The 24,787-nt window shown below is 71.5% G+C and carries 20 protein-coding genes and 2 pseudogenes; 13 read left to right on the forward strand and 9 right to left on the reverse strand.

Annotation, left to right across the window (positions count from 1 at the left end):
• Positions 1-128 precede the first annotated feature (128 nt).
• The 3 genes from OG522_RS04915 to OG522_RS04925 all read right to left on the reverse strand — a co-directional run bounded on the left by OG522_RS04915 (position 129) and on the right by OG522_RS04925 (position 3,626).
• Positions 129-1,154, reverse strand: coding sequence for an alcohol dehydrogenase catalytic domain-containing protein (locus OG522_RS04915; RefSeq protein ID WP_329467491.1), 1,026 nt, complete (start codon positions 1,152-1,154; stop codon positions 129-131).
• A gap of 89 nt (positions 1,155-1,243) precedes the next feature.
• Positions 1,244-2,764 (reverse strand): bifunctional aminoglycoside phosphotransferase/ATP-binding protein, encoded by a 1,521-nt coding sequence (locus OG522_RS04920; RefSeq protein ID WP_329461683.1) that lies wholly within the window; start codon positions 2,762-2,764, stop codon positions 1,244-1,246.
• Positions 2,757-3,626 carry a universal stress protein gene (locus OG522_RS04925; RefSeq protein ID WP_329461684.1) on the reverse strand — a complete coding sequence of 290 codons (870 nt, stop codon included), beginning with the start codon at positions 3,624-3,626 and terminating at the stop codon, positions 2,757-2,759. The genes OG522_RS04920 and OG522_RS04925 overlap by 8 nt, the downstream gene beginning before the upstream one ends.
• Positions 3,627-3,834: 208 nt before the next feature.
• Between OG522_RS04925 and OG522_RS04930 the strand changes: the two genes are divergently transcribed.
• The 6 genes and pseudogenes from OG522_RS04930 (at position 3,835) to OG522_RS04955 (ending at position 10,692) form a co-directional block, all read left to right on the forward strand.
• Positions 3,835-4,656, forward strand: a complete 822-nt coding sequence (locus tag OG522_RS04930) for a universal stress protein (protein ID WP_329461685.1) — start codon at positions 3,835-3,837, stop codon at positions 4,654-4,656.
• Positions 4,657-4,887: 231 nt separating this feature from the next.
• A complete protein-coding gene (locus tag OG522_RS04935) occupies positions 4,888-6,288 on the forward strand; it encodes a nicotinate phosphoribosyltransferase (RefSeq protein WP_329461686.1) in 1,401 nt (466 codons plus the stop codon).
• Positions 6,255-6,422, forward strand: a pseudogene (locus OG522_RS04940) (DNA-binding protein); the annotation flags it as partial. The gene OG522_RS04935 and the pseudogene OG522_RS04940, both read left to right, overlap by 34 nt.
• Positions 6,423-6,620: 198 nt before the next feature.
• The gene (locus tag OG522_RS04945; RefSeq protein WP_329461687.1) at positions 6,621-7,523 is read left to right on the forward strand and encodes a universal stress protein; all 903 of its coding nucleotides are present in this window, start codon (positions 6,621-6,623) and stop codon (positions 7,521-7,523) included.
• A gap of 53 nt (positions 7,524-7,576) precedes the next feature.
• A complete protein-coding gene (locus tag OG522_RS04950; RefSeq protein WP_329461688.1) occupies positions 7,577-9,988 on the forward strand; it encodes a glycoside hydrolase family 65 protein in 2,412 nt (803 codons plus the stop codon).
• A 284-nt stretch (positions 9,989-10,272) separates the two neighbouring features.
• Positions 10,273-10,692: a CBS domain-containing protein gene (locus tag OG522_RS04955; protein ID WP_329461689.1), complete on the forward strand. Its 420-nt coding sequence runs from the start codon at positions 10,273-10,275 to the stop codon at positions 10,690-10,692.
• 68 nt (positions 10,693-10,760) lie between these two features.
• On the opposite strand, the gene OG522_RS04960 is transcribed toward OG522_RS04955, so the two are convergent.
• Entirely contained in the window at positions 10,761-11,726 is a 966-nt protein-coding gene (locus OG522_RS04960) for a pirin family protein (protein ID WP_329461690.1), read from the reverse strand.
• Between the two features lie 376 nt (positions 11,727-12,102).
• Here OG522_RS04960 and OG522_RS04965 point away from each other — a divergent pair, with 376 nt between their 5' ends.
• Genes OG522_RS04965 through OG522_RS04980 form a run of 4 tightly spaced genes read left to right on the forward strand, consistent with a single transcriptional unit; the run spans position 12,103 to position 15,558 of the window.
• Complete coding sequence (locus OG522_RS04965; protein WP_329461691.1) at positions 12,103-13,416, forward strand: MGDG synthase family glycosyltransferase; 1,314 nt, start codon at positions 12,103-12,105, stop codon at positions 13,414-13,416.
• The gene (locus tag OG522_RS04970; protein ID WP_329461692.1) at positions 13,413-14,162 is read left to right on the forward strand and encodes a polysaccharide deacetylase family protein; all 750 of its coding nucleotides are present in this window, start codon (positions 13,413-13,415) and stop codon (positions 14,160-14,162) included. Before OG522_RS04965 ends, OG522_RS04970 begins: the two co-directional genes overlap by 4 nt.
• 58 nt (positions 14,163-14,220) lie before the next feature.
• Entirely contained in the window at positions 14,221-14,604 is a 384-nt protein-coding gene (locus OG522_RS04975; protein ID WP_329461693.1) for a BlaI/MecI/CopY family transcriptional regulator, read from the forward strand.
• Positions 14,605-14,607: 3 nt separating this feature from the next.
• The gene (locus OG522_RS04980) at positions 14,608-15,558 is read left to right on the forward strand and encodes a M56 family metallopeptidase (protein WP_329461694.1); all 951 of its coding nucleotides are present in this window, start codon (positions 14,608-14,610) and stop codon (positions 15,556-15,558) included.
• A gap of 33 nt (positions 15,559-15,591) precedes the next feature.
• On the opposite strand, the gene efeB is transcribed toward OG522_RS04980, so the two are convergent.
• Positions 15,592-16,863 carry an iron uptake transporter deferrochelatase/peroxidase subunit gene (efeB, locus tag OG522_RS04985; protein WP_329461695.1) on the reverse strand — a complete coding sequence of 424 codons (1,272 nt, stop codon included), beginning with the start codon at positions 16,861-16,863 and terminating at the stop codon, positions 15,592-15,594.
• 44 nt (positions 16,864-16,907) lie between these two features.
• Positions 16,908-19,031 (reverse strand): iron uptake transporter permease EfeU, encoded by a 2,124-nt coding sequence (efeU, locus tag OG522_RS04990; RefSeq protein ID WP_329461696.1) that lies wholly within the window; start codon positions 19,029-19,031, stop codon positions 16,908-16,910.
• A 385-nt stretch (positions 19,032-19,416) separates the two neighbouring features.
• Here efeU and OG522_RS04995 point away from each other — a divergent pair, with 385 nt between their 5' ends.
• The 3 genes from OG522_RS04995 (at position 19,417) to OG522_RS05005 (ending at position 21,893) form a co-directional block, all read left to right on the forward strand.
• Positions 19,417-20,223 (forward strand): COG4705 family protein, encoded by an 807-nt coding sequence (locus OG522_RS04995; RefSeq protein ID WP_329467492.1) that lies wholly within the window; start codon positions 19,417-19,419, stop codon positions 20,221-20,223.
• A 144-nt stretch (positions 20,224-20,367) separates the two neighbouring features.
• Positions 20,368-20,733, forward strand: coding sequence for a tetratricopeptide repeat protein (locus OG522_RS05000; RefSeq protein ID WP_443074662.1), 366 nt, complete (start codon positions 20,368-20,370; stop codon positions 20,731-20,733).
• A 113-nt stretch (positions 20,734-20,846) separates the two neighbouring features.
• Positions 20,847-21,893 carry a M4 family metallopeptidase gene (locus tag OG522_RS05005; RefSeq protein ID WP_329461697.1) on the forward strand — a complete coding sequence of 349 codons (1,047 nt, stop codon included), beginning with the start codon at positions 20,847-20,849 and terminating at the stop codon, positions 21,891-21,893.
• Between the two features lie 55 nt (positions 21,894-21,948).
• Here the strand turns inward: OG522_RS05005 and OG522_RS05010 are convergent.
• From OG522_RS05010 to OG522_RS05020, 3 genes and pseudogenes are all read right to left on the reverse strand, one after another.
• Positions 21,949-22,386: pseudogene (locus tag OG522_RS05010) on the reverse strand (MgtC/SapB family protein); the annotation flags it as partial.
• Positions 22,387-22,728: 342 nt separating this feature from the next.
• Positions 22,729-23,991 (reverse strand): phosphodiester glycosidase family protein, encoded by a 1,263-nt coding sequence (locus OG522_RS05015; RefSeq protein WP_329461698.1) that lies wholly within the window; start codon positions 23,989-23,991, stop codon positions 22,729-22,731.
• Between the two features lie 286 nt (positions 23,992-24,277).
• Positions 24,278-24,763, reverse strand: coding sequence for a GNAT family N-acetyltransferase (locus OG522_RS05020; RefSeq protein ID WP_329461699.1), 486 nt, complete (start codon positions 24,761-24,763; stop codon positions 24,278-24,280).
• Positions 24,764-24,787: the final 24 nt, after the last annotated feature.

Consider the following 24,787-nt stretch of genomic DNA (forward strand, 5'->3'; position numbering starts at 1 on the left):
CGGCGAGACGGTGTTGGGACGACCGATGTGGTGTGCTTGTGGATGGTTTCCCGGTGCATCGGTTCTCCTCCCGGCACTGCGTCCGATAGACCGGCCGGTCCGTTCGGGCTCCTGCTCCAGGGCTGCTCTCACTGCCGGTGAAGCACGACCTTGAGGGCGCCTGTGGTGGTGCCCTGCGAGAACACCTCGTAGGCGTGCTCCACGCGGTCGAGGCCGTAGGTGTGGGTGACCAACCGGGAGACGGGCAGGCGTCCGAACCTCAGCAGCTCCAGCAGCCACGGTGTGGAGGACGTGTCCACCTGGCCGGTACTGATCGTCACGTTCTTCCGCCACAGGGACTCCAGGTGCAGCGTGACCGGTCTGCCATGCGTCCCGATATTGGCGATGTGCCCTCCCGCCCTGACGGCCTGGGTGCAGAGAACGAAGCCATCCGGTTCGCCCGATGCCTCGATGGCGACCTCGGCGCCCGGTCCCTCGGACAGCTCGGCGATCATCTTCCCCGGCACTTCGGCGGCATCGGCCACGCGGGCGGCGGCTTCCAGCCGGGCGTGGGACAGGTCCACCGCGATGATCCGGCGGGGTGAGTAGAGCCGTGCGACGACCACCGTGGCGAGACCGACGGGACCTGCGCCCACCACGACGACGGTGTCTCCAGGGCCGACATGCCCGTTCCGTACCCCGACCTCGTAGGCGGTGGGGAGGACCTCGGCGAGCAGGAGAGCGTCGTCGAGCGGGATCGCGGGAGGCCGTCGGTGGGTGGAGTGGTCGGCGAAGGGGACCCGCACGAACTCTGCCTGGGTTCCGTTGATCTGGTTTCCCAGGATCCAGCCACCGCCCCCGCCGCATTGCCCACGCATGGTGTCCCGGCACGCCTGACAGCGGCCGCAGGACGAGACGGACGACACGATCACCTGGTGCCCGGAGTGCAGACCGTGGACATCACGGCCGACCTCCATGACCTCGCCCACGGCCTCGTGACCGAGAACCGTCCCCGGCTTCACGTCGGGGACGTCTCCTCGCAGGATGTGCAGATCGGTGCCGCAGACGGTGGTGGCGTCGACGCGCACGATGGCATCGGTCGCCGCCTCGATCGCGGGATCCGGGACGGCGTCCCAGGAGATGTGCCCCGGGCCGTGATAGACGAGCGCTCGCACAGTGCCCACTCCCTCGCTCCCCCACCTCCACGGTCTCCCCGGCGGAACACCCCGGCAACACGGACCGCCGGGGCGTCGTGCGTCTCCCGTCAGTCCGGATCCATGTAGGGACGGCGGAAGACTGGGGCCTGGCCGGTGCCCCAGGGACGTACGGCTGCCAGCGCCCGCGCCACCGCGGAATCCAACGTGCCACTGGTGTCGAGGGCGACGGCCTCGGGCCACGCAGCTTCTCTGGCCGCCATGGCGGTGGCGATGTCGAGGTCGGCGTCGGACGGGCCGGAGTGGCGCGTGCTCAGTCGGGCCGCTGACACGCCATCCGGAACATGACAGCGCAGGGCCACCAGGTCGGCGCTGGTGCGGTCGGCCACGCGCCGTGCCGCTTCACGCTGGGCCGGGTTGGACCATGTGGCGTCCAGAACGACGGACTCACCGGCGTACAGCAGGGCGGCCGCCCGGTCGAGGAGGGTGGCGTAGGTTCTGGCGGTCCACTCGGGTGCGTACAGCCCTTCGCCGTAGCCGGCCGCCGCGGACTGTTCCGCGGGAATGCCCGCCAGTTCCTTGCGGACGCGGTCGCTGCTGAGCAGGGTGACCCCCAGCCGGTCGGCCAGCGCACCGGAGAGGGTGGACTTCCCGCTGCCCGGCAGCCCGCCGACGACGGTCAGGCCGACGGCGGAGGTGCGCAGGTGGCGCAGTGTCGTCGAGACCAGCCTTCGCGACGCCGCCTCCGCGCCCGGAGCGCCCTGGCGGGCCTGGATCAGGGAGACCTTGGCACGGACGAACGCGCGGTAGGCGACATAGTGGTGCCACAGCGACGCGGGAGCGGGATCACCGGAGTACTCGCTGTACTGCGCGAGGAAGTAGGCGGCGGCCTCCGAGGCGCCGAGCTGTTCCAGGTCCATGGCGAGGAAGGCGGCGTCGTCCAGGCCGTCGACGTAGCGCAGCCGGTCGTCGAACTCCAGGCAGTCCAGGATGCGGGGGCCGTCGTCGAGGCAGAAGACGTCCTCGGCGAGGAGGTCTCCGTGGCCGTCGACCACCCGCCCTTGCTCGATACGGGACGCGAACAACCGCTCGCGGCCTGCGAGATAGCGGCGCACCAGCTGTTCCGTCTCCGTCATCCCCTCGGGCACGGAGCCGTCGTCGGCCAGCGCGTGGATCTGCGCGAAGCTGGCCTCCCACCGCGACGACAGGGCGTCCCGCGTGCCCTGCTCGTCCACGTCCGGGCCGCGGGGCGCGTCCGCGTGCCATGCGGCGAGGTGCCGGGCGACGTTCCGCAGGACGTCGTCCAGGACGGCCCCTTCTCGTACCAGGCGGGAGAGACGCCTGTCCGCGGGCATGCGGCGCATCACCACGAGGGGTTCGGGTGCTTCGGCGTCCGGGCTGCTGAATTCACCCAGACCCAGATAGACGTCGGGAGCGAAACGGCGGTTGAGAGCGACTTCGCGTTCGCACGCGGTCCGGCGCGTCGGCAGCGTGGTGTAGTCCAGGAACCCCAGGTCCACCGGCTTCTTGACCTTGTAGGCGCGGTTGCCGGCGAAGAACACGATCGCGGTGTGCGTCTCGCACACCTCCGCGCGCGGGGGCGATGGCCCCTGGTGGCCGGGCTCAGTCATGGGGGGCCACCGCGACGGGACAGCGCCCGTGGTGGATGGCGGCGTGGGCGACCGGGCCCAGATGGGGCGCCATGCCGTGCCGGTGTGCCCGCCGGCCGACGACCAGCAGTGCGGCGCCTTCAGCGGCCTGCACAACGCCCTTGGCGGGACTCCCGAGACGGATGCTGTCGGCCACGTCCACCTGCGGGTACTTCTCGCGCCAGGGGCGGAGCGCCTCGCTCAGCTGCTTGTGCACGTCCCGCGTGATCTCTTCGGTGACGTTGTGATCCACACCCCAGGGCACACGTGCGTGGAGCGGCACGCTTCGGCCGTGAACGGCCAGCAGGGGAACCCCTCTGGCCGCGGCGGTGCGGAACGCGAAGTCGAGCAGGCCGTCGGAGGATCCGTGCAGGTTCAGGGCCACGACCACGCCTTTCTCGGGTGCCGGAGGTGCCCCCGTCTCCCGGCTCTCGGCACGGACCAGTACGACCGGCCGCTCGGCCCGTGCCACCACCGGCATGCTGATGTCGCCCAGGACGTAACTCTGCACGGGCTCCAGCCCCCGAGAACCGAGCACGATCATCTCGGACTCCGACGCTACCTGGAGCAAGGCGTTCTGGGCGTCGTCGGCGACCAGGCTCCCGATGACGGACAGGCCCGGGTGGCGTGCCTGCAGCTCCGTCTGGGCGGTGTGGACGAGGCGCTTCGCCCAGTAGTTCTGATCGACTTCCGAGGGGACGCGGGCCGCTTCCGGCGCCAGCAGCGGCCAGGCGTGCAGCAGGCGCAGAGTGAGCTTGCGCTTCTCCGCCTCGTCGGCCGCCCAGCGGGCGGCGGCAAGGCTCTCGGGTGAGCCGTCGAGGCCCACGGTGATCGCTGGCTGCATGGCGGCGGCCTCCGTCTCGTAAGAAGCTGGTAAACGACGGTGAACGTCAGTGAACGAGTCCGATTGAACGGACGGTTCGAACATCGTCGGCATACCTGGCGCGGTGCGTTCTCTCATTCGAGGATCACCCCAATCCCCTCCGCGGCGCATGTGGACCGGTGGAGGAGGCCCGGAGTCCTGGAATCCGGCACGAGAGGAGACAGGGGCGGTGACGATTCCGCTGGTGGTCGGCATCGACGGGTCAGAGGCGAGCCTGGAGGCAGTGGACTGGGCCGCCGACGAGGCGGCCCGGCATGGGTTGCCGCTCCACCTCTTGTACGCGGCAGCGGGGGACCACGAGGCGTCTGCCGTGATCAGCGCTGCTTCGGAACGTGCCAGGGAGCGGGCTCACACGGTGCCGCTGTCGAATGAGGTACTGCACGGGGACGCGGCCTCCGCCCTAGTCGACAAGGGACGCAACGCCTTCGCGCTGGCGCTCGGGTCCAGAGGGCTCGGAGACCTCGCCGACATGCTCCTGGGCTCGGTCAGCCTGGCCGTGGCGGCACGAGCGGACTGCCCGGTCGTCGTGGTGCGCGGTGCCCCGGACCACCGGGAGGGCCGGTTCGGGAACATCGTCGTCGGTGTCGAGGAGGGAGAGGGCAGCGACACGGCCTTGCAGTTCGCGTTGCGGGAGGCTCACGTGCGGTGCTGCCGGCTGACGGCGGTGCACGCCTGGAATCCGTCGTCCAGGACTCTGACCACGCGGCCGGCTCCGTCCTGGTACGCCATGGAGGCCCATCGGCGCCCACCGTCCCAGGTCCTCGACGACGCCCTGCGCGGCCTTGCGGAGCGGTATCGCGACGCCCAGGTGAGCTCCAGGGTGATCGAGGGCCCGGCCCGCCGAGCCCTGTTGGACGCAGCATCCGGGGCGGACCTGCTGGTTCTCGGCGCCCGCAGGCGCCAGGGGTACCCGGGCCTGCAGCTGGGCCTGATCAATCACGCCCTACTGCATCACGCGCCGTGTCCCGTCGCGGTCGTACCCCAGATATGACCGACATGACCGCGGTCTGCGGACACGGATCAGGTTGGCAACCGGTGGACCTGGGCCGAAAGCCGGCCCGACAGAGACTTGTGGCCCTGTGCCCCGGAGCCGCTGCCGGTCGACGGTGGGAATCAGGTGGCGGACGGCCGGCGAGTTGGCGCCGAGTGGGGCGTGGTGGAACCACCGTGGTCCGCGCGCTTCCGTCGGTGACGAACAGCAGGCCGGACGGAAACCCAGGAGGTGACACCGGTGTCGGATGCGACGACCACCGATCTGTACGAAGTCACGATGGCCATGTCCTACCTGCGGGAGGGAAAGACCGGCCCGGCGACGTTCAGCCTCTTCGTCCGTAATCTGCCCCCTGAACGCGGCTTCCTGGTGGCGGCGGGGCTGGAGTCGGCACTCGACTACCTGGCCGGCTTTCATGTCGGCCCCGATGATGTCGATGCCTTCGCTTCCGCGCTGCACCGGCCGCCACGCGATCTGGAGCCTCTGCTCGGCTTGACGTTCACCGGCCAGGTGCGGGCGGTACCGGAGGGGCGGATCGTGTTCGCGGGTGAGCCGCTGCTGGAGGTGACCGGGCCTCTTCCACAGGCGCAGTTGGTCGAGTCGTATGTGCTCAACCTGCTCAGCCATCAGACGGCGATCGCTTCCAAGGCCGCACGCTGCGTCCTCGCGGCGGCTGGTCACCCGGTCGTCGACTTCTCCCTGCGGCGCACCCACGGTCCGCAGGCGGGGTTCCAAGCCGCTCGTCTGGGTGCGATGGTCGGCTTCGGCGGGACCAGCAACGTGGCGGCGGCCACCGCTGAGGGCATCCCCGCCGTCGGCACGATGGCCCACTCCTTCGTGGAGGCGTTCGCCTCCGAGGAGGACGCGTTCCGCGCCTTCGCCCGGTGCCACCCCGGCCCGGTGACCCTGCTGGTGGACACCTACGACACGGAGGAAGGCGTCCGCGTCGCGGCACGCGTCCTGCGGGACCTGGACCGTGGTCCCGGCTCCGCCGTGCGGCTGGACAGCGGTGACCTCGCGGACCTGGCGGTACGGGCCCGGTCGATCCTGGACGACGCGGGTTTGGCGGACGTGCGGATCGTCGCCAGTGGCGGTCTCGACGAGTACGCCGTGGACGACCTCGTGCGCTCCGGAGCACCGATCGACACGTACGCCGTGGGCACCCGTGTCGGCGTGTCGGCCGACGCGCCATACCTGGACTCCGCTTACAAGCTGGTCGAGTTCGACGGCCACCCGGTCATGAAGCTCTCGTCGGCGAAGGTGACGGCACCCGGTCGCAAGCAGGTGTTCCGCCGCCCCGGCTGCGCCGACGTGATCGGTCTCGCCGACGAGCAGCCCCCCGACGACAGCGTTCCGCTGCTGGAGACGGTGATGCTGAACGGGCGGCGCACCGGTAGGAGGCCCCCGCTCGACGAGTGTCGGGAGAGACTCGCCGTGGACCTGGGAGAGCTGCCCTCGGCCGCGCGCCGGATCCGAGCGCCCGTCGCGCCCCGGGCGACGACCTCCGAGCGACTGAGCGTACTCACGGCCCGCGTTCGGCAACGCATCGAGGACCAGATGCCGGCCGCCTCCGCACGGCAAGCCCCCAGAAAGAACGGAGCGTCCTCGCCGTCGGCCCGGCGAGCATTGTGACGGAGCCTGACACCGTGCGCAGGCTCACCGAACACGCCCACACCACGCCCTGGCCGGGCGGTGAACGCGGGATGTGGGTGTCTATCCGGCCCGCACACCTCACGGGCCGCCGCATGACTTCGGCCGATGGATGACCAGTCCGTCGCGGACCCCTGAAGAGCGCTCGCGTCCCCATGGCTCTCGAAGGGCCGGCGTGGTCGCGACCGGGCGTACCGCAGCCCGCCGGCGGCCGTACGATCCGAGCGACGGCCCGTGTGTCGCGGCGGTGCGCGGGCGGTGCGACGGTATTCACAGGGGGTTTGTCAGTAACGGGACGAAAGGCGGTGGCCCTGATGGAACTTCCGCTGGTCGTGGGCGTCGACGGATCGGAATCCAGTCTGCTGGCAGTCGACTGGGCCGTGGACGAAGCGGCCCGTCACGGCCTGCCGCTGCGGCTCGTCCATGCCTCGCTGTGGGAGCGTTACGAAAGAGTCGGGCCTTCCTTCGGCGCCAATCGCCCCGCCGGAGAGGTCATGGCGCAGAACATCGTCGCCTCCTGCGCGGAACGCGCCCAGCTTCGTGACCCCCATGTGAAGGTGTCCGCCAACGTTGTGGCCGCCGATGCGGTGTCCACGCTGCTTAGAGCGGGGTCCGAGGCGTTCGCCCTGGTCACGGGCGTTCGTGGGCGCGGCGAGGTCGCCGGGCTGCTGTTGGGGTCGGTCAGTCTCACGGTGGCGGCTCGTGCCATGTGCCCGGTCGTCGTCGTCCGAGGCGAGGAGCGCGACCTTGGGGGGTCCGCCGGCCGGGTCGTGGTGGGAGTCGGCGATTCGACCGGGGGCACGGGTGCCGTACGGTTCGCCGCCCGCGAGGCCGAGGCGCGGGGCTGGGCCCTGACCGCCGTACGGGCCTGGCGCAGTCCGGTTCACGAGCCAGACTCCCCTACCGCAGAGTCCGTCCCGGGAGAGGACCCCCGGCTCGCGGCGGACGCCGCTGGGGCGCCCGAGGAGCAAGCCTCGGCCAACCTCGACGACGCGCTGCGCGAGGTCGCACGGGAGAGCCCAGGGGTCGATGTCAGCCGCCGCGCGGTCGAGGGGCCCGCCCATCGTGTCCTGCTGGAGGCATCGGCCGATGCCGACCTGATCGTCGTCGGCGCTCAGCGCCGGCACGGGCACTTCGGTCTGCAACTCGGCAGTGTCGCCCACGCCCTGCTGCACCACTCCGCCTGCCCGGTCGCCGTCGTCCCTCATCGGGTCTGAGGTTCGCCGTGCGGGCCCCGCTCCCACGACTTGCGAACTGAGGAGGGAGACGGATGACGGAGTGGACGTGGGAGTGGAAGGGGTACGACCCCACTGCCGAACGGCTGCGGGAATCGCTCTGCACGCTCGGCAACGGCTACTTCGCCACAAGAGGTGCGGTCCCCGAGTGCCGGGCGGGCCTGGTGCACTACCCGGGAACCTACGCGGCCGGATGCTACAACCGCACCGAGTCGACCGTGGCGGGACGACAGGTGGTGAACGAGGACCTGGTCAACCTCCCGAACTGGCTGCTGCTGCGCTTCCGCCTGCGCCGCCCCGAGGGAGCGTGGGGCCCGTGGTTCACCCCCCGTCCGCACACCCTCCTGGACCACCGGCACACCCTGGATCTGCGCCGCGCCACGCTCACCCGGTTCTTCCGCCACCAGGACGAGAGAGCGGGCGTGGTGGCCATCGAGCAGACCCGCCTGGTGCACATGGGCGATCCTCATCTGGCCGCGCTGCGCACGGTCTTCACGGCCGAGGACTGGTCGGGAGAGGTCGAGATCGAGTCCTGCCTCGACGGCGAGGTGTCCAACGGCAATGTGCACCGTTACCGTGCCCTCAACCACCACCAGCTCACCCAGGTGCGGACCGGGGCGCGGGAACCCCACACCGTCTGGCTGACCTGCCGGACCAGCACCTCCGACATCAGTGTGGCCATGGCGGCCCGGACGGTCGTCACCGACCGGCCACCGGTCTCCTCGGAGCTCCGCCCAGCCCGCCACCTTGCCGTTCACCGCCTGGTGGTTCCGCTCACTCCTGGCCGGCCCGTCGCCGTGGAGAAGACCGTAGCCCTGCACACCTCACGCGACACAGCGATCAGCGATCCTCTCGGGGCGGCGGTCGACCGGGTGTCCTCGGCGGCCGACTTCGCAGGCTTGCTGAACTCCCACGTCGCGGCCTGGGAGCGATTGTGGCGGCGCGCGGAGATCCAGGTGCCCGGCCGGTCCGGGCGCGTCCTGCGCTTCCACCTCTTCCACCTCCTGCAGACTCTGTCACCGCACACCGCGGACCTGGACGTAGGCGTCCCGGCCCGGGGCCTGCACGGCGAGGCATACCGGGGTCACGTCTTCTGGGACGAGCTGTTCGTCCTGCCCTATCTCAACCTGCACTTCCCGGAGGTCTCCCGTGCCCTGCTGAACTACCGGTACCGACGCCTCGCGCGGGCCCGCGAAGCCGCCGCCGCGAGCGGCCGGTCCGGGGCGATGTACCCCTGGCAGAGCGGCAGCGACGGTCGCGAGGAGACCCAGCAGTGGCATCTCAACCCCAGCTCGGGGCGCTGGCTGCCGGACCACTCCCGGCTCCAGCACCACGTGGGCTCGGCGATCGCCTACAACGTGTGGCAGTACTGCGAGGCGACCGGCGACACCGAGTACCTGCACACCAGGGGCGCGGAGATCCTGCTGCAGATCGCCCGCTTCTGGGCGGACCTCGCCGAATTCGACCCCGACACGGAGCGCTTCCACATCCGCGGCGTCGTCGGCCCCGACGAGTACCACGACGCCTACCCGGGCGCCGACCTGCCGGGGCTTGAGGACAACGCGTACACCAACGTCACCGCCGCCTGGGTACTCGGCCGCGCCCTGGACCTCCTGCGGCGCCTTCCCGCATGGCGCCGGGAGGAGCTGCGCGACCGCATCCGACTGGACGACGATGAACCCCTCAAGTGGGAGGAGATCTCCCGACGGTTGTGCGTGCCGTTCCACCGTGGCGTCATCAGCCAGTTCGAAGGCTACGACGATCTGACCGAGCTGGACTGGGACGCCTACCGCACGCGCTACGACCACATCGGGCGGCTCGACCGGATCCTGGAAGCCGAGGGCGACACGGTCAACCGCTACAAGGCGTCCAAACAGGCCGACGTCCTCATGCTCGGCTACCTCTTCTCACCCGGCGAGCTGCGGCAGTTGTTCGAGCGTCTCGGCTACGACCTGGACGACGACATCTGGCGCGGGACCGTCGACTACTACCTCCGGCGCACCAGCCACGGCTCCACGCTCAGCGGCCTCGTCCACGGTCTGGTCCTCGCCAGGGCCAGACGGGCCGAGGCATGGCAGTACGTCCAGGAAGCCCTGGAGGCAGACATCGCCGACATCCAGGGCGGCACGACCGGCGAAGGCATCCACCTCGGGGCGATGGCCGGGACCCTCGACCTGCTTCAGCGCGGGCTGACGGGACTGGAAACGCGCGAGGACGCCCTGTGGCTGGACCCCGTGCCTCTTCCCGCACTCTCCAAGTACGGATTCTCGCTGCGCTACCGCGGCCACTGGGGGGTGCGCATACGGCGCGTGAGCGGACAGCTGCGGATCGGCGTGCCCGACTCGGAGGAATCGGCGATCCGCGTGATGCTGGCGGACCGGGCCGTGACCGTGGCGCCGGGGGAGACCTGCACGCTCGTGCTGAAGGCGGATGATCCGAGCGAATGAGCGTGGCGTACCCGCATCCGCACCGTCACGCGCCGCACACGGCCCAGGCTCCAAAGGCGGGTTTCCGTTTCATGCCAAAGGTCCGTGGGAGACGCGGATGAAGTGGTTGGCCCACCCGCAGCCCCGGACGTCATCGAGCGCGCTGCCACGCGGGTGACGTGTGCGCGTGTTCCCCGGCATGCGCAGAGGAGGTGAACAGCCGACACTGGTCTTGAGACCGGCCGGTGCGGGTCACACTCCACGAGTTCATCCCGCGCCGACAACGACGCCGGAAGGACACGACCATGACGACTGCCCAGGAGATCATGCACGCCGGTACCACCTGCGTACAGGAGAGCGAAACGCTTCAGGACGCGGCGCGCAAGATGAAGGAACTGGACGTGGGGGCCCTGCCGATCTGCGGGGAGGACGACCGGCTCCACGGGATCATCACCGACCGCGACATCGTGGTGAAGTGTCTCGCCAGGGGCAAGGACCCCAGGACCATGACCGCCGGCCAACTCGAACAGGGCAAACCGATCACGATCGATGCCAAGGCCGATGCCGGCCAGGTCCTGCACGCCATGGAGGAGCACAGGATCCGTCGGCTGCCGGTGACCGACAATCATCGCCTCGTCGGCATGATCAGCGAGGCGGACCTCGCGCGCCACCTTCCCGAGGACCAGGTGGGCCACTTCGTCGAGGCCGTCTGTGCGACCTCCTGACCAGACTGTCATTCCCCGGCGATTCTTTGCCCCCTGAACCACTAGCGTCCGGCGGATATTCGGGCGGCTCAGCGCACCCGCCCCCGCGGTTTCAGGGGCACCGCCGGGAGTTCGGGGGCTGGGATCGGGGCGCCGTCGTAGCCCTTCACCTCGCCGAAGCGCGATCCCGTCATCCAGTCCGAACGGGCTTGCTGGATCTCCTCGTTGGTGCGGCCGATGAAGTTCCACCACATGAGGATCTCCTCCTCGAACGGCTCGCCGCCGAGCAGCATCACGGCCGCGTCGGAGGTGGCACGCAGCGGGAGTTCGGTGCGGCCGCACCCCAGGTAGAGCATCGAGCCGGGGAGTACGGGCACCTCGTCCACGTGGGCCTCGCCGGACATCGCGAGCACCGCGTACTCGAAGTCGGGGTTCAAGGGCAGCCTCGCCTCGGCTCCCGCCGCCAGGGCGAGGTCGGCGCCCACGATCGGGGTGTAGGTGCTGCCGGGCGAGGTGGCGCCGTCGAGTTCGCCAAGGATCAGGGTGGCGTCGACGCCGGGCGCGGTGACACGCGGCAGCTCGGCGTGGTGCTGGAAGTGCGGCTCGACGTGGCGGTGGGCGGCGGGCAGCGCGACCCACAACTGGGCTCCGTGCAGGAACCGGCTGTGCGACTTGGGGGTTTCCTCGGAGTGGCTGATGGCCCGGCCCGAGGTCATCAGGCCGAGCTCCCTGGGGCGTACGGTCTGGAGACTGCCCAGGCTGTCGCGGTGCAGGACTTCTCCCTCGTGCAGCCAGCTGACGGTTTGCAGGCCCATGTGGGGGTGGGGCGCGACCTGCATACCGGGCTCGTCGGCGATGTCGTCGGGGCCGTAGTGATCGACGAACGCCCAGGCGCCGACCATCCGGCGGCCGAGGTTCGGCAGCAGCCTGCGCACCTCGCTGGACTCGCCGAGCTTGACCTTGCGGGGCGAGAGGAGCTCGCGCACCGGTTCGGCGACGACGAAACCACGTCCGCCGCAGACCGAGAGCGTGGGCTGGCGATCGAGATTGCTCATGCGGTCAACCTATCCCTCCCGGGGCGCCGAGCCCCAGGATCCACGCACAACCTCGTGGGTCCGGCAGGCGCCGGGCGGCGCCCCGTGTTTCACCAGGTCAGATGGGCGCCGGATGGGGCTCGTTGGGCCGCTTGGGGTGCGTGTGCCGACGCGTTTCAGGGCCGCCCCCCTGACCCGCCCGGGTCCCGCCGCACCCTGCCCGGCCCCTCGGCCCGCCCTGCCTCCGCTACCGCAGGCCGCCCCGAGTAATCCGTCACCACCCCACCCCTAGAAGTTCTACATCATGTAGTAGATTCCCGTGACAGTCCCCGCCGGGCCGGCGTCACGGCTGTTCGGGGTGGCCTGCTCCGCATGCTCTTCAGGAGGCTGATCGGCTGTGCCCCGTCGCGACATCCCGAATGACGTCCGGCCCACCGGCCCGGCCCGCACCGGCCGGATCACCATCGTGTCCGCCAGTGTCGGCGCGGGGCACGACGGTGCCGCCGACGCGCTCGGCACGCAGTTGGAGGCGGCCGGCTTCCTGGTCGACCGACATGACTTCCTCGATCTGCTGCCCGCCCGGCTCGGCCGGGTCCTCTCCGGTACCTACCACCGGCTACTGACCACTGCGCCCTCCGGCTACCAGCGGATATACGCCGCCACCGAACGCTCCGGCTCCCCCGGGCCGGTGATCCGCGCCCTGTTCCGTGGCGCCGAGCGCCGCATGCTCCGGGCGATCGGGCCGCGGTCACAAGCGGTCGTGTCCACCTACCCGGGGGCGAGCCAGGTGCTCGGCGCGCTGCGGCGCAGCGGGCGCCTGAACATCCCCGCGCTCACCTACCTCACCGACTTCTCCGTGCACCCGCTGTGGGTGGCCCCCGGCATCGACGCGCACCTCGCGGCCCATCGCGTTCCGGCCGCGCAGGCGGAGGCGCTCGGCGCGGCCCGCGTGCTGGTGACCGGTCCGGTGACGGGCGCCCGGTTCGCCACGGTCACGGAGCCCCAACGCCGGGCCGCCCGCGACGAGTTCGGCCTGCCCCACGATGCCCCGCTCGCCCTGCTGGTCGCCGGGTCCTGGGGGGTCGGGCCGGTACGGGAGTCCGCCGCGGAGATACGGGACAGCGGGGCCGCCGAACCGGTCGTCGTCTGCGGGCGCAACACGGCGCTCGCCGAGCAGTTGCGTGCCGACGGGTTCCGGTACGTACACGAGTGGGTGCGGGACATGCCGCTGCTGATGCGCGCCTGCGACGTCCTCGTGCAGAACGCCGGCGGGCTCACCTCGCTGGAGGCGTTCGCGAGCGGGCTGCCCGTCGCCAGTTACCGGTGCATACCGGGCCACGGGCAGACCAACGCCGCCGCCCTCGACGAGGCGGGGCTCGCCGCCTGGATACGGGAGCCGCAAGGACTCACCTCCGTACTCTCCGGTCTCATCGAGGGACCGCTCGGCGAACGCCAGCGGGCCGCCGGTCTCGCGCTGTTCTCGTCGGGCGCCTCCCCCGTCGTCGCCATCACCGCCGTGACCGCTCCGGCCGGGGTTCCGGTCCCGACCAGGCGACCCCAACTGGCGCATCCCAGGCTGAAGTTGGCGGCCGTCGTGCTCGCCGCCACCGTCTCGCTCGGGATCGCCGCACCGCTGGCCCATGCCTACGGGTCCGATCCCGGGCGGCTCTCCACGGTCGCCCACCGTTTCATCGAGAGGTACGAACTGTGAGCTCCCGTGCCGCCAGGGCCGCTCTGCTCGCCGCGACCGGTGCACTGCCCGCCCTCGCCGCCGTGCACGCGGCTCCCGCCGTGTCCGCCCTCGGCCCGTTGCGCAACCGCACGATGCCCCGGCTCTCAGGGCGGGGCCGCCCCGACCACATCGCGCTGACCTTCGACGACGGGCCTGACCACCTGTCCACTCCGCACTTCCTGCGCCTGCTGGACCGCGAGGGGGTGCGCGCGACGTTCTTCCTGCTCGGCTCGATGCTCGCCCGCTCACCCGGGCTCGGCAAGGAGATGGCCGCCGCCGGGCACGAGATCGGCGTGCACGGCTGGGCGCACCGCCCGCTGGCCCTGCGCGGCCCGCGCGCCACCCGCGACGACCTCGCACGGGCCCGCGACCTGATCGGCGATGTCACCGGCGAGCGGCCCCGCCTCTTCAGGCCGCCGTACGGGGTGATGAGCACGGCCGCCCATCTCGCCTGCCGGGACCTCGGACTCACGCCCGTGCTGTGGACGGCCTGGGGCGAGGACTGGCGCCGCCGGGCAACTCCCCGCTCGGTGCACGACACGGTGATGGGCTCGCTGCGCGGCGGCGGCACGGTACTGCTCCACGACTCCGACTGCACCTCGGCCACCGGCTCGTGGCGCACCACACTGGCCGCGCTGCCCGCGCTCCTGGACACCTGGCGCGGCCGCGGCTGGCAGGCCGGACCACTGCGCGACCACGGCTGCGACCGGCTCTACCGCGCGTAGTAGCTTGGGGTCCCGCCCGGTCGCCACCGGGCTGCCACGGTGACGGAGGAGTACGAGCGTGACGGACGACGGCGCCGCAACGGCCGGGCGGCGGGCGCCCGGTGAGCTGGAGAACGAGGTGCTCGCCGCACTGTGGGCCGCTGGTGCCCCCGCCACGGCCGGCGCCGTCCGCGAGCAGGTGGCCGGTGACCCCGCGTACACCACGGTCCTGACCATTCTGTCCCGGCTGCACGACAAGGGCCTGGTCACCCGGGAGCGGGCCGGGCGCGGCTACCTCTACTCCCCCGTACGGGACGAGGCGGGGCACGCCGCAGCGGGGATGCGGGCGCTGCTCGAAAGGGGCGGCGACCGGGCCGCGGTGCTCGCCCGGTTCGTGTCGGAGCTCGGCACCGAGGACGAAGAGATCCTCGAACAGCTGCTGCGCGGGCACAAGGAGGGCTGAGCGGTGCGCGTCGCCCTCTTCACCCCGCTCGGAGTCAGTGCGGTGCTCGCGCTGGCGGCGCCCTGGGCCGGCGGCCGGCTGCCGCCGCGCATGGCGGCCTGGCTGTTGACGCTCGCCTCGCTGGTCGCGGCCCTCGGTACCGCCACCGCGCTGGGCATGACGGCCTTCACCCTCATCGGGCAGATCCCGGCGGTCGCCGCGGAAGGCGAGTGGTCGCCGGGCGTGCTGGCCGCACAGGCCCCGGTCAACTCGCTCGTCGCCGCCGTCTGCGCGCTCGCCCTCGCCGGATGTGCGGTCGCGCTCGCGATCAGCGCCTGGCGGCAGACGAAGGTGTGGCTGACGGCCCGCCGGGAGTGTCGCGCCCTGCCAACCGGCAGCGATCTGGCGGTGGTTGACGATCCAATGCCGCAGGCGTTCGCGCTGCCCGGCTCGCCCGGCCGCGTCGTCGTGTCGTCAGGGATGCTGCGGGCGCTGTCCGCCGACGAGCGCACCGCGCTGCTCGCCCATGAGCGGGCTCATCTGCGCCACCGCCACCATGTGTTCCTGCTGGTGCTGCGGCTCGCCTCGGCGCTCGACCCGCTGCTGCGGCCGGTCGCTCGGGCCGGGAGCTTCGCGGTGGAACGCTGGGCCGACGAGGAGGCGGGCACGTTGGTGGGCGACCGGCCCCTGGTGGCGCGGGCCGTCGCCCGTGCGGCGCTTGCGGCCAAGCGGGCTCCGCGGCGCTCGCTCGCGGCGACCGGTGGCCCGGTGCCGCAGCGCGTCCGGGCACTGCTCGCTCCGCCGACGCCGCTGCGCCGCGATCTGGTCGTGGCGCACGCGCTGCTCATGCTGATCTGCTGCTTCAGCCTGGCCCTGTCCGCCGACGACATGGACGAGCTCTTCGACACGGCCTCGCCGGGCCACCTGCACACGGAGGCCGGCCAGGTCCATCACCACCATCACCGCGACCGGTGAGTCGCGACCGGGGCCCGGCCCGGCCGACGGACTCTACGTGGCGAGCAGGCCCCGGCCCAGCCAGTCGGAGGAGTCCTTCACGCCGGGCAGCGCGAAGAAGTAGCCGCCGCCGGTCGGGGAGATGTAGTCGACCAGCGGCTCGTCGATGAGCCGTTCCTGGGTCGCCTCGAACTGCCGCTTGACGTCCTGCTGGTAGGAGCAGAACGCCAGGCCCATGTCGAGGTTGCCGACGCTGTCGATGCCCCGGTCGTAGTTGTAACCACGGCGCAGGATGCGGGAGTTGTCGGTCTGGGCGGTGCGGGGGTTGGCGAGGCGGATGTGCGCGTCCAGGGGGATCGCGTTGCCGTGCGGGTCCTTGGCGTAGTTGGGGCTGTCGGTCTCACTCGCGCCGTCCAGCGGGGCGCCGGTGTCCTTGCGGCGGCCGAACATCTTCTCCTGCTCGGTGAGCGAGACCCGGTCCCAGAACTCGACCAGCATGCGGATGATCCGGATGACCTGGTAGCTGCCGCCGACCGCCCAGGACGGCTCGCCGAGCGCGTCGCCGACCCAGATCAGCCGGTCGGTCTCGCGCGCGGACTTCACGTCGGGATTGACGATGCCGTCCTTGAAGCCGAGCAGGTTGCGCTGGGCGCCGGTGGGGCGGGGCGCGTTCTGGAAGCCGTCGATACGCCACTTGATCTGCATGGCGCCGCGGGTGTGCCGGGCGATGTCGCGCAGCGCGTGCAGCACGACGTCCTGGCGGGCGCCGCAGATCTGCAGCGAGAGGTCGCCGTGGCATTCGGCGGCCAGCAGGTTGTCGTTGGGGAAGGTCCGCATGGGCGTGAGGTGCAGCGGCTTGGCCTTGGCGAGCCCGTACCGGTCGTCGAAGAGCGAGGCGCCGACGCCGACCGTGACGGTCAGCGCGTCGGCGGGGACCTCCGGGCCGAGGATGCCGTTGTCGGACGGCGGCGCGCCGACGCCGAGGTCGGCGGGGGCGCCGCCGGTGGTCAGGAAGCGGGCCCGTTCGGTGATGGTCCGCAGCAGGTCGGCGAGGTCCGCCCGGCTGTCGGCGATGACGTCGAGGGAGACGAAGGCGGCGGCCGCGGGCTGCGGGGTGAGGATGCCGGCCTGGTGGGCGCCGTGGAAGGGGACCTTCCCCGCATCGTCGGTGCCCGCCGCGTGCGCCTCGGTGGGACGGGCCTGGCTCAGCGCGAAGCCCCCGCCGGCCAGGACCGCGCCGGCCGCACCCGCGCCCAGGGCCGTCTTGACGAACGAGCGCCGTCCGGCGGGGCAGCCGCCTTGCGGGGCAGGGGTTTCGGCGGGCATGTCGGGGTTCCCTTCGGGGCGTGCGGCAGATCGTGCGTCGTGCATCAGGCGGACTTCCGGATCTCCAGGAGGTCCGGCACCGGGGCCAGGTCTTCGAGCAGCTGTCCGGTCGCGCCGTTCAGCCGGGTGCGCGCGGCCGCGTCCAGCCGGTCGACGGGGGTCCAGCTCTGGTCGTGGTGCGCGGCGTCGAGCAGTTTCTGCACCCGGGCGATGTCGGCGTCGATGCGGGGCAGCAGCTGTGCGTCGCGGGAGACGAGCAACGGCCTGAGCACGCCGAGCAGTTCACGGGTTCCGGCGAGATTGGCGTCGGCGGTGGCGAGGCTGGTCCCGCTGCCCTGGTCGGCGTCGCCGGTGAGCTCGAACTGGAGGGTGTTCTCCAGGATCTCGTGGGTGCGCAGCGGCAGGTCGCCCGGGGCGAAGTCCTGGGTGGGGAACGCCTTTTGGAGACCGGCGCTGTCCTCGGCGAGGTGGGCTGCGGGCGCGGCCAGATCGCTCGCCGACTGGCCGTGCCACAGGCCGTACTCGACGCGGTGGAACCCGGTGAAGTCCTTGTCGTTCACACCGTCGGGCAGTCCGGCGGTGCGCCCGTTGATCTTCTTGTCGAAGTCCTGGAAGGTGCCGTAGGCGGCACCGAGCGAGGCGTAGGTGCGGTGCGCGGTGAGCCAGTCGGTGCGCGCCGCGTCGAGGTTGCCGCCGGCTATGTCGTCGCTGAGCTGCCTGGTCTGCGCGACGAGGGTGGTCAGGCCCTGGCCGAGGTACTGCTTGTACGCGGTGAGGGGCGCGGCCAGGTCGGCTTCGGAGACGGGCACGACCGCCTTGGCACCGCCTGCGCCGCTGACGCGTACGGGCACGGAGGTGACCGCCTTGCCGCCGGTGGGCACACAGCGCCAGGCGTAGGAGCCGCCCGCGACGGTGGCGACCAGGTCCCGGGTGGTGCCGGGGGCCAGGCCCTCGATCTCGCCGTAGACCGCGTTGCTCGCCGGGTCGATGAGGTAGACCTCGGAGGCCTTGTCTCCGGTGTTGTGCATCTGGAAGGTCTGGCGGCCTGGCTTGGGCGCGGCGAAGCCCTTGCCGCACTCCTTCTCGGAAACGGCGATGGTCTGGGCGTCGGCGGGCTTGGACTTGCCGAAGGCCACGACGCCCGCGGCGACGGCGGCGGGAACGGTGACCACCGCGACGGGCACCACCCAGGCGGGCCGCTTGCGCGTCCGCACGGGCGGCTCGGCGGAGGCCTCCTGCGCGGCGTCCTTCGCGGGGCCGGACTGCGCGGCGTCCTTCGCGGGAGCCTCCTGCGAGGCCTCCTTCACTGCGGCCTCCTGCGCGGCGGGCTTCGCCTCGCGGGCCGGCTTGGCCGCCGAGGACCGCACGCCCCGTACGAACAGCGTCATGACCACGGCGAGGTAGCCGACGTACGCGATGACCTGGAGCCAGGTCATCGTCGGCGTCAGGTTGAACACGCCCTGCACGAGGGTGCTGTACCAGGCGCCGGGGTCGATGCTCTGGCTCAGGTCGACGGCGTACGCGGACTTGCCGGGCAGCACCCCGCCTTCCTGGAGGTCGCGCAGCCCGTAGCCGAGGACTCCGGCCGCGATGACGATGAGGACGGCGCCGGTGGCGGTGAAGAACTTCGTCAGGTTGATCTTCAATACGCGGCGGTAGAGGCCCCAGCACAGCCCGGAGGCGATGACGATGCCGATTCCGGCGCCGATCATCGGGCCCGCGGATTCACCGGCCGCCCGCGCGGTGGTCCACAGGAACAGCGCGGTCTCCAGCCCCTCGCGGCCCACCGCGAGGAACGAGGTGACGATCAGCATGCCGGCACCCATGGCCAGCGCCCCGGTGACCTTCTCCTTGATCTCGCCGGAGAGGTTGCGCGCCGAGCGGCGCATCCAGAAGACCATCGCCGTGACGAACGCCACGGCCACCACGCTGAGCGTGCCGCCGAACGCCTCCTGGGCGGTCCCGGACATGCTGGCGGCCGTGAAGGTGAGCACCGCCCCGAAGCTCATGGCGAGCGCGACCGCCGCCAGCACACCGGTCCACACCTGCGGCAGCCGGGATCTGGCATCCGCACGCACGAGTGTGGCGACCAGGATCGAGACGATCAGCCCTGCCTCAAGACCCTCCCTCAAACCGATCAAGAAGCTCGGAAACGCGTCGTCCCACATGCGGTTCTCCCCAGCCCTGCCAAGGCGTGCCTCGCCTCAGTTAGCGAAGGCATACCTTAATCAATGCGGACTGGAGGCGTCTACGCGGGTGTAGTCACGCTGGAAGTCCGGTGCGGTACCGCGTCGCGAAGGGGCGCGCGAACTCCCCGACCCGCCCCGGGACCGACGAATTACCACCCCCCCTGGGAGGCGCCCTACGCCGGAGCGGCCCCTCCCCCGCCGCCCACAGCCCAATCGTCTACAGTCACGTAGACATTCACCGGTGGCGATCACCACCGCATGGGACATATCAGCCCAACCATGCCCGGAGCAGGGGCAGTTGAGGCTCGGGGCGCAGTGCGCCGGGAGGGCGGGAACGAGCATGGGTCAGCCGATCAGCGAGGCCATGACCAGGCCGGTACCGGAGGGGCGCCGTCGGGGGGCCGGACAGCCGACCGGTTCCGCCTTGAGCAAGGTGCCCCAGGTCACCGCCCTGTTCTGGATCGTCAAGGTACTGACAACCGGTATGGGCGAGACCGCCTCGGACTACCTGGGCCGCACGCTCGGCCCGATACCCGCCGGAAGCCTCGGGCTCGCGGGCCTGACCATCGCCCTGGTGCTGCAACTGCGCAGCGACCGCTACCGGCCGTGGACGTACTGGTCGGCGATCGTCATGGTCAGCGTGTTCGGCACCATGGCCGCCGATGTCGTCCACGTCGTGGCGGGCGTGCCGTACGCGGTCTCCACGGTGGCCTTCTCGGTGGCGCTGGCCGCCGTTCTCATCACCTGGTACGTCAGCGAGGGAACGCTGTCGATCCACAGCATCCGCACCCGCCGCCGCGAGACGTTCTACTGGGCCACCGTCCTCGCCACCTTCGCCCTGGGCACCGCGGTCGGTGACCTCACCGCGGGCACCCTGGACCTGGGGTACCTCACGTCCGGCTTCCTCTTCGCCGCCCTCATCGCGGTGCCCGCCGTGTCGGGCCGCTTCCTGGGCCTGAACGCGGTGGCCGCCTTCTGGTGGGCGTACGTCCTGACCCGGCCACTGGGGGCCTCGTTCGCCGACTGGATGGGCGTGCCGACCAGCCGGGCGGGGCTCGGCTGGGGCACCGGACCCGTCACGCTGGCGCTCATCGTGCCCATCGCCGCACTCGTCGGCTACCTGGCGGTCAGCCACAAGGACACGCCGCCCCAGGAGCCGGTCAGCGCGTAGCGGGGAGCGGCCCACCGGCCGCCGCACCCGTGCGACGGGAACCATGCGGCGGCTCACCCGGGCCACTGGTGGAATGTTCAACCACATCACTGTGTTGAGCGGGGTGCACGGCCCCCTGAGCGGGCCCCCGGACAGAGAGTGCCCATGAGCGCCGTACACAGTGAAGTGACCGACAGCTACTACGAGTTCGGGACGCCAGCCGAACGCTGGGCGCGCGCCCGGCAGTTCTTCGAGGCGAAGGAGTACGTCACGGCCGCGGACATCCTGACCGGCCTGGTCGCCGAGGCGCCCGAGCAGGTGGCCCCGCGCCTGCTGCTGGCGCGCGCCTACTACCACTCGGCCCGGCTGAAAAAGGCCGAGACGCAGTTGCGCGCCGTGCTCGACCGCGACCCGGTGGAGGAGTATGCCGCGCTCATGCTGGGCCGCACCCTGGAACGCCAGGGACGACCCGCGGAAGCGGCACCGTACTTGCGGGTGGCGGCCGCCTTCGCGGGCGATTTCCGCGACTGATCCCAATATCACGGGCGCCCCGCTCTGGCGAGAGGCGCCCGTCGGGCAGCACATTCCAGCCAACTCGACTGCGCCCGGTGACAGTTACGTCACGTTGTGCCACATTGCTGCACATGAACTCAGCCGTTTTCTGCACCGTGGTGCCGCCCCACATCCTCGACAGGCTGGCTCAGCACGAGGACCCCACCGTTTACGAGCCGGCGCGCCGCACCCTGGAGCACGACGCCCTGCTGCGCACCCAGCGCCGGATCACCACCGTCCGCGGTGTCGCCGCCCCCACCGGCACCCCGTCCGACAAGCCCGCCCGCACGATCTACGACGCGGGCCACCAGGAGACGCTGCCCGGCACCAAGGTGCACGCGGAGAGCGACCCGCCCGGCCGCGACGCCACCGTCAACCGCGCGCACGCCGGCCTGGGTGCCACGTTCGAGTTGTATCTGAAGGCCTACGGCCGGCACTCCATCGACGACTCGGGGCTGCCGCTGATCGCCACCGTCCACTACGGCGAGAAGTACGACAACGCGTTCTGGAACGGCGACCAGATGGTGTTCGGCGACGGCGACGGGGATCTCTTCCTCGACTTCACGCTCCCGATCGACGTCATCGGCCACGAGCTGACCCACGGCGTCACCCAGCACACCGCGAACCTGGACTACTTCGGCCAGTCCGGCGCGCTCAACGAGTCCGTGTCGGATGTGTTCGGCTCGCTCATCAAGCAGTACGCGCTGAGCCAGAGCGCCGACCAGGCCGACTGGCTCATCGGCGCCGGGCTGCTCGGCCCGCGCATCCACGGCGAGGCACTCCGCTCGATGAAGGCCCCCGGCACGGCGTACGACGACCCGCAGCTCGGCAAGGACCCGCAGCCCGCGACGATGGACGACTACGTCCGCACCAGCCGCGACAACGGAGGGGTACACATCAACTCGGGCATCCCCAACCACGCCTTCTACCTGGTGGCTTCGGCGCTCGGCGGCAACGCCTGGGAGCGGGCCGGGAAGATCTGGTACGCCGCGCTCACCGGCGGCGGGCTCGGCACGGGCGCCCAGTTCGCCGACTTCGCGCGGCTGACCGCGGCGACCACGCGTAGCCTCTTCGGCGACGGCGACGAGATCCAGGCGGTGCTCAAGGCCTGGTCCCAGGTCGGCGTGCCGGCAACGTAGCGGCGGTCCGCCGGTCGCACGGCACGGCCGCGCGCTCCTGGCCCCGCACGTCCTCGGTGTCGGGGTCGTGCTGGGGCGCGCGGTCGATCAGCCGCCCGGCGGGGCGCAGCAGCAGGTGTACGGCGAGGACGGCGACGGCGCCGAGCAGCGCGAGGTCGAGCCGGCCCGAGGCGGCGAGCACACCGAGCGCGGCCGAACACCACAGCGTGGCCGCGGTGTTGAGGCCGCGCACCGAGGCGCCGTCACGCAGGATGACGCCGCCGCCGAGGAAGCCGATGCCGGAGACGACGTAACTGGCGACCCGGGTGGGGCTGGTTTCGTCGCCGACCGCCTCGCTGTACAGGACGAACAGGGTGGCGCCCGCGGCGACGAGGGCGTTGGTGCGCAGGCCGGCGGTGCGGGCCCGCCACTGCCGCTCGACGCCTATCAGGGCGCCGCAGCCGACGCCCACGGTGAGGCGCAGGGCGAAGTCGAAGGTGGTGAGGGTGGACACGGGAACTCCTCTCACCCGGCCGGGACGGCCGGACGCGCCGACCCGGCGGCGCGCCGAGGGCGCTACCGCGAGCCGGAGGGGTGCGGGGACGGGGCGGCGCAGGACCGGTACCGGTCCTGGCTACTGTGACTTCGCTCCATGTCTCCACCCCCTTCCCGGGCTCCCGATCGTCCGGCGCCCAACGCTCCGCCGAAGTGGCGCTCGCCGGCCCCGGCGGCCGTGGCCGGTGGCGCGGCTCCCCGCACCCCCTCAGGGCGCCGACAGCGCACCCGCCTTCCACGAGCCGTCCAGGAAAAAACCGTACTTCCTATTTGCGCATCCACGCAAATAGGGAGCAGGCCCTCACTTCACATACACGGCGACGAAGTCCCGGGTCGCCTGGTTGTAGTAGCGCTCGGGCGGGTTCTGGAAGTCGAGGATGTTGGTGGGTCGCGGATCGGCCGGGTCCTTCGAGGGGTCGTAGGTCATGAAGGAGGGCCAGGCCCGGTTCATGTCCAGCGGCATGGCGCGCACCGCACCGGCCTGCTGCATGAGTTCGGCGAGAGTGCGCGCGGTGAGCGCCTGGCCGACGACCATGATGACGTCGCCCTGGGCGGTCACCCCGACCCCGGAGCGCTCGACGAACATCCGGCTCTGGTCGGTGGCGCCCCACTTGGAGTCGACGCCGATGTCGGGCACGACCCGGCCGTTGTCGACCATGAGGTCCAGGCACTGGCGCACACCGACCACGTCGGGGGTCATGCTCACATCGCGGCCCCACTGGCCGATCCTGATCGAGCCGTCCCGGTAGAAGACCTCCGAGGCCGCGCCGTCGCGCAGACCGCCCACCGTCTCGCCGTTGAGGTAGAAGCCGCCGCGCGAACCGCCGTCGGTGACCTTGAAGCCGCCGTTCCAGGTGGCCAGGAGGCCGGTGCGCCTTCCCTTGGGGATGGTGGGCGGTACGGAGAAGGTGCCGCCGGGTTCACGCACTCCCGGATGCAGTTCGAAGCGCGCCTTCGTGCCGCTGACCCAGGCGATGGCCGCCTGGTAGGAGGTGTGGTCGGCGTCGGGGCGTACGTAGGTGCCCTGGACCACGGCTTCGCCGCCGGCGGTGGCCAGCACCCGCCACACCCCCTCGCCCGGCAGCGCGGGGCTGACCAGTGGCCGCACCGGGGCGCGCAGGGGGATCTGCGCATGGCGGACCGGCATGGGCGCGGCGGTCGCCCTCATGCGGGCGAGCGCCTCGCTCGGCAGCGTGCCTCCCACCTGCGGCGGGTCGAGTTCGTACTGGAGGTTCTCCAGCTTGTCGACGACGACGCCCAGCTTGTGCTCGCGGGCCCAGCCGGCCAACCGTGCCTGGGTGCTGTCGTCGCCGGGGTAGGTCAGCGCCTCCCCCACCGAGTAGCCGACCGCTCCGACACACACCAGGCACACCGCGAGCGCGCCGTGGGTGGCCAGTTTGCGGCGCCGGAGTTGGCTCGGCGTCAGCGCGCTGCGGGGTTTCCACGGCACCAGACGTCGCCGCGCGGCCTTCGCCCGGCCGACGTCGCCGCGGGCCGCCCCTTCCGCTCCACTCCCCTCGTCCTCCCCACCACCGCTCCCCGGCCGTCCCGCGCGGTCCGCCATGTCGCCCTCTCTCCCGGCCGTCTCGTGACCTTCACGGCCCCATCCGCACGAGGTCGCTCTCCTCCGCGGCCCTTCGACGGCCGCGGATGGCCTGACACGCCGTTTCACAACGTAATCCGACTTTTCGTATATCTCGACCGCTGTCGGGCGACCGGATGACACCGGCTCACGTCGGGGCCGCGTGAAGGGCGCCGGAGCCGGTCGACCTGGGTCAGCTCGTCGGGGACCAGCTGTGCGGGGGACGCCCAGGGCGCGGGCGTGCGACCCATAAGGCGCCCAACTGGCATCAATCGGTGGGGAGTTCAAGCTCCGGGCGGTCCCACATCACAGCGGGCGGGTTGGCGGCGACCGTGCCCACGCGCTCGGCTCCGACACTGAGGTAGAAGCCCTCGGCGGGCGGATGCGAGACGATCCGCACGCGACCGAGCCCGGCGGCACGAGCCCGGCCCTTCAGGTCCGCCATCAGAAGGCGGCCCACACCGAGGCCCTGGGCGTCGTCCGCCACGAACATCAGGTCCAGCTCCGGGGGCGCCAGGACCAGCGCGTAGAAGCCGAGCACCCGGCCGTCCGGGCCGACCGCGACGAAGACCTCATGGGTCTCGATGTAGTCCGGACCGACCCGGTACCCCGCGACCATCGGCGCGTACGGGCCCTCATAGGTGCGGGAGCCGCGGACGAGCCGCGTCAGCCGCTTGGCATCGCGCGCGACCGCCCGCCGCACGGTCACCCCGCCGGGCGCCTTGCCCTTCGAACCCGTAACCCGTGAAGACATGGGGAGAGTATTACCCATGGACGG

This window comes from Streptomyces sp. NBC_01431 (assembly GCF_036231355.1).
Taxonomy (GTDB): domain Bacteria; phylum Actinomycetota; class Actinomycetes; order Streptomycetales; family Streptomycetaceae; genus Streptomyces.

What these genes read in the sequence shown, in the direction of transcription:
- OG522_RS04920 (WP_329461683.1), bottom strand. Translation starts at nt 2,764, where the DNA reads ATGACTGAGCCCGGCCACCAGGGGCCATCGCCCCCGCGCGCGGAGGTG.
- OG522_RS04925 (WP_329461684.1), bottom strand. Translation starts at nt 3,626, where the DNA reads ATGCAGCCAGCGATCACCGTGGGCCTCGACGGCTCACCCGAGAGCCTT.
- OG522_RS04945 (WP_329461687.1), top strand. Translation starts at nt 6,621, where the DNA reads ATGGAACTTCCGCTGGTCGTGGGCGTCGACGGATCGGAATCCAGTCTG.
- OG522_RS04950 (WP_329461688.1), top strand. Translation starts at nt 7,577, where the DNA reads ATGACGGAGTGGACGTGGGAGTGGAAGGGGTACGACCCCACTGCCGAA.
- OG522_RS04955 (WP_329461689.1), top strand. Translation starts at nt 10,273, where the DNA reads ATGACGACTGCCCAGGAGATCATGCACGCCGGTACCACCTGCGTACAG.
- OG522_RS04960 (WP_329461690.1), bottom strand. Translation starts at nt 11,726, where the DNA reads ATGAGCAATCTCGATCGCCAGCCCACGCTCTCGGTCTGCGGCGGACGT.
- efeB (WP_329461695.1), bottom strand. Translation starts at nt 16,863, where the DNA reads ATGCCCGCCGAAACCCCTGCCCCGCAAGGCGGCTGCCCCGCCGGACGG.
- efeU (WP_329461696.1), bottom strand. Translation starts at nt 19,031, where the DNA reads ATGTGGGACGACGCGTTTCCGAGCTTCTTGATCGGTTTGAGGGAGGGT.
- OG522_RS04995 (WP_329467492.1), top strand. Translation starts at nt 19,417, where the DNA reads ATGACCAGGCCGGTACCGGAGGGGCGCCGTCGGGGGGCCGGACAGCCG.
- OG522_RS05000 (WP_443074662.1), top strand. Translation starts at nt 20,368, where the DNA reads ATGAGCGCCGTACACAGTGAAGTGACCGACAGCTACTACGAGTTCGGG.
- OG522_RS05005 (WP_329461697.1), top strand. Translation starts at nt 20,847, where the DNA reads ATGAACTCAGCCGTTTTCTGCACCGTGGTGCCGCCCCACATCCTCGAC.
- OG522_RS05015 (WP_329461698.1), bottom strand. Translation starts at nt 23,991, where the DNA reads ATGGCGGACCGCGCGGGACGGCCGGGGAGCGGTGGTGGGGAGGACGAG.
- OG522_RS05020 (WP_329461699.1), bottom strand. Translation starts at nt 24,763, where the DNA reads ATGTCTTCACGGGTTACGGGTTCGAAGGGCAAGGCGCCCGGCGGGGTG.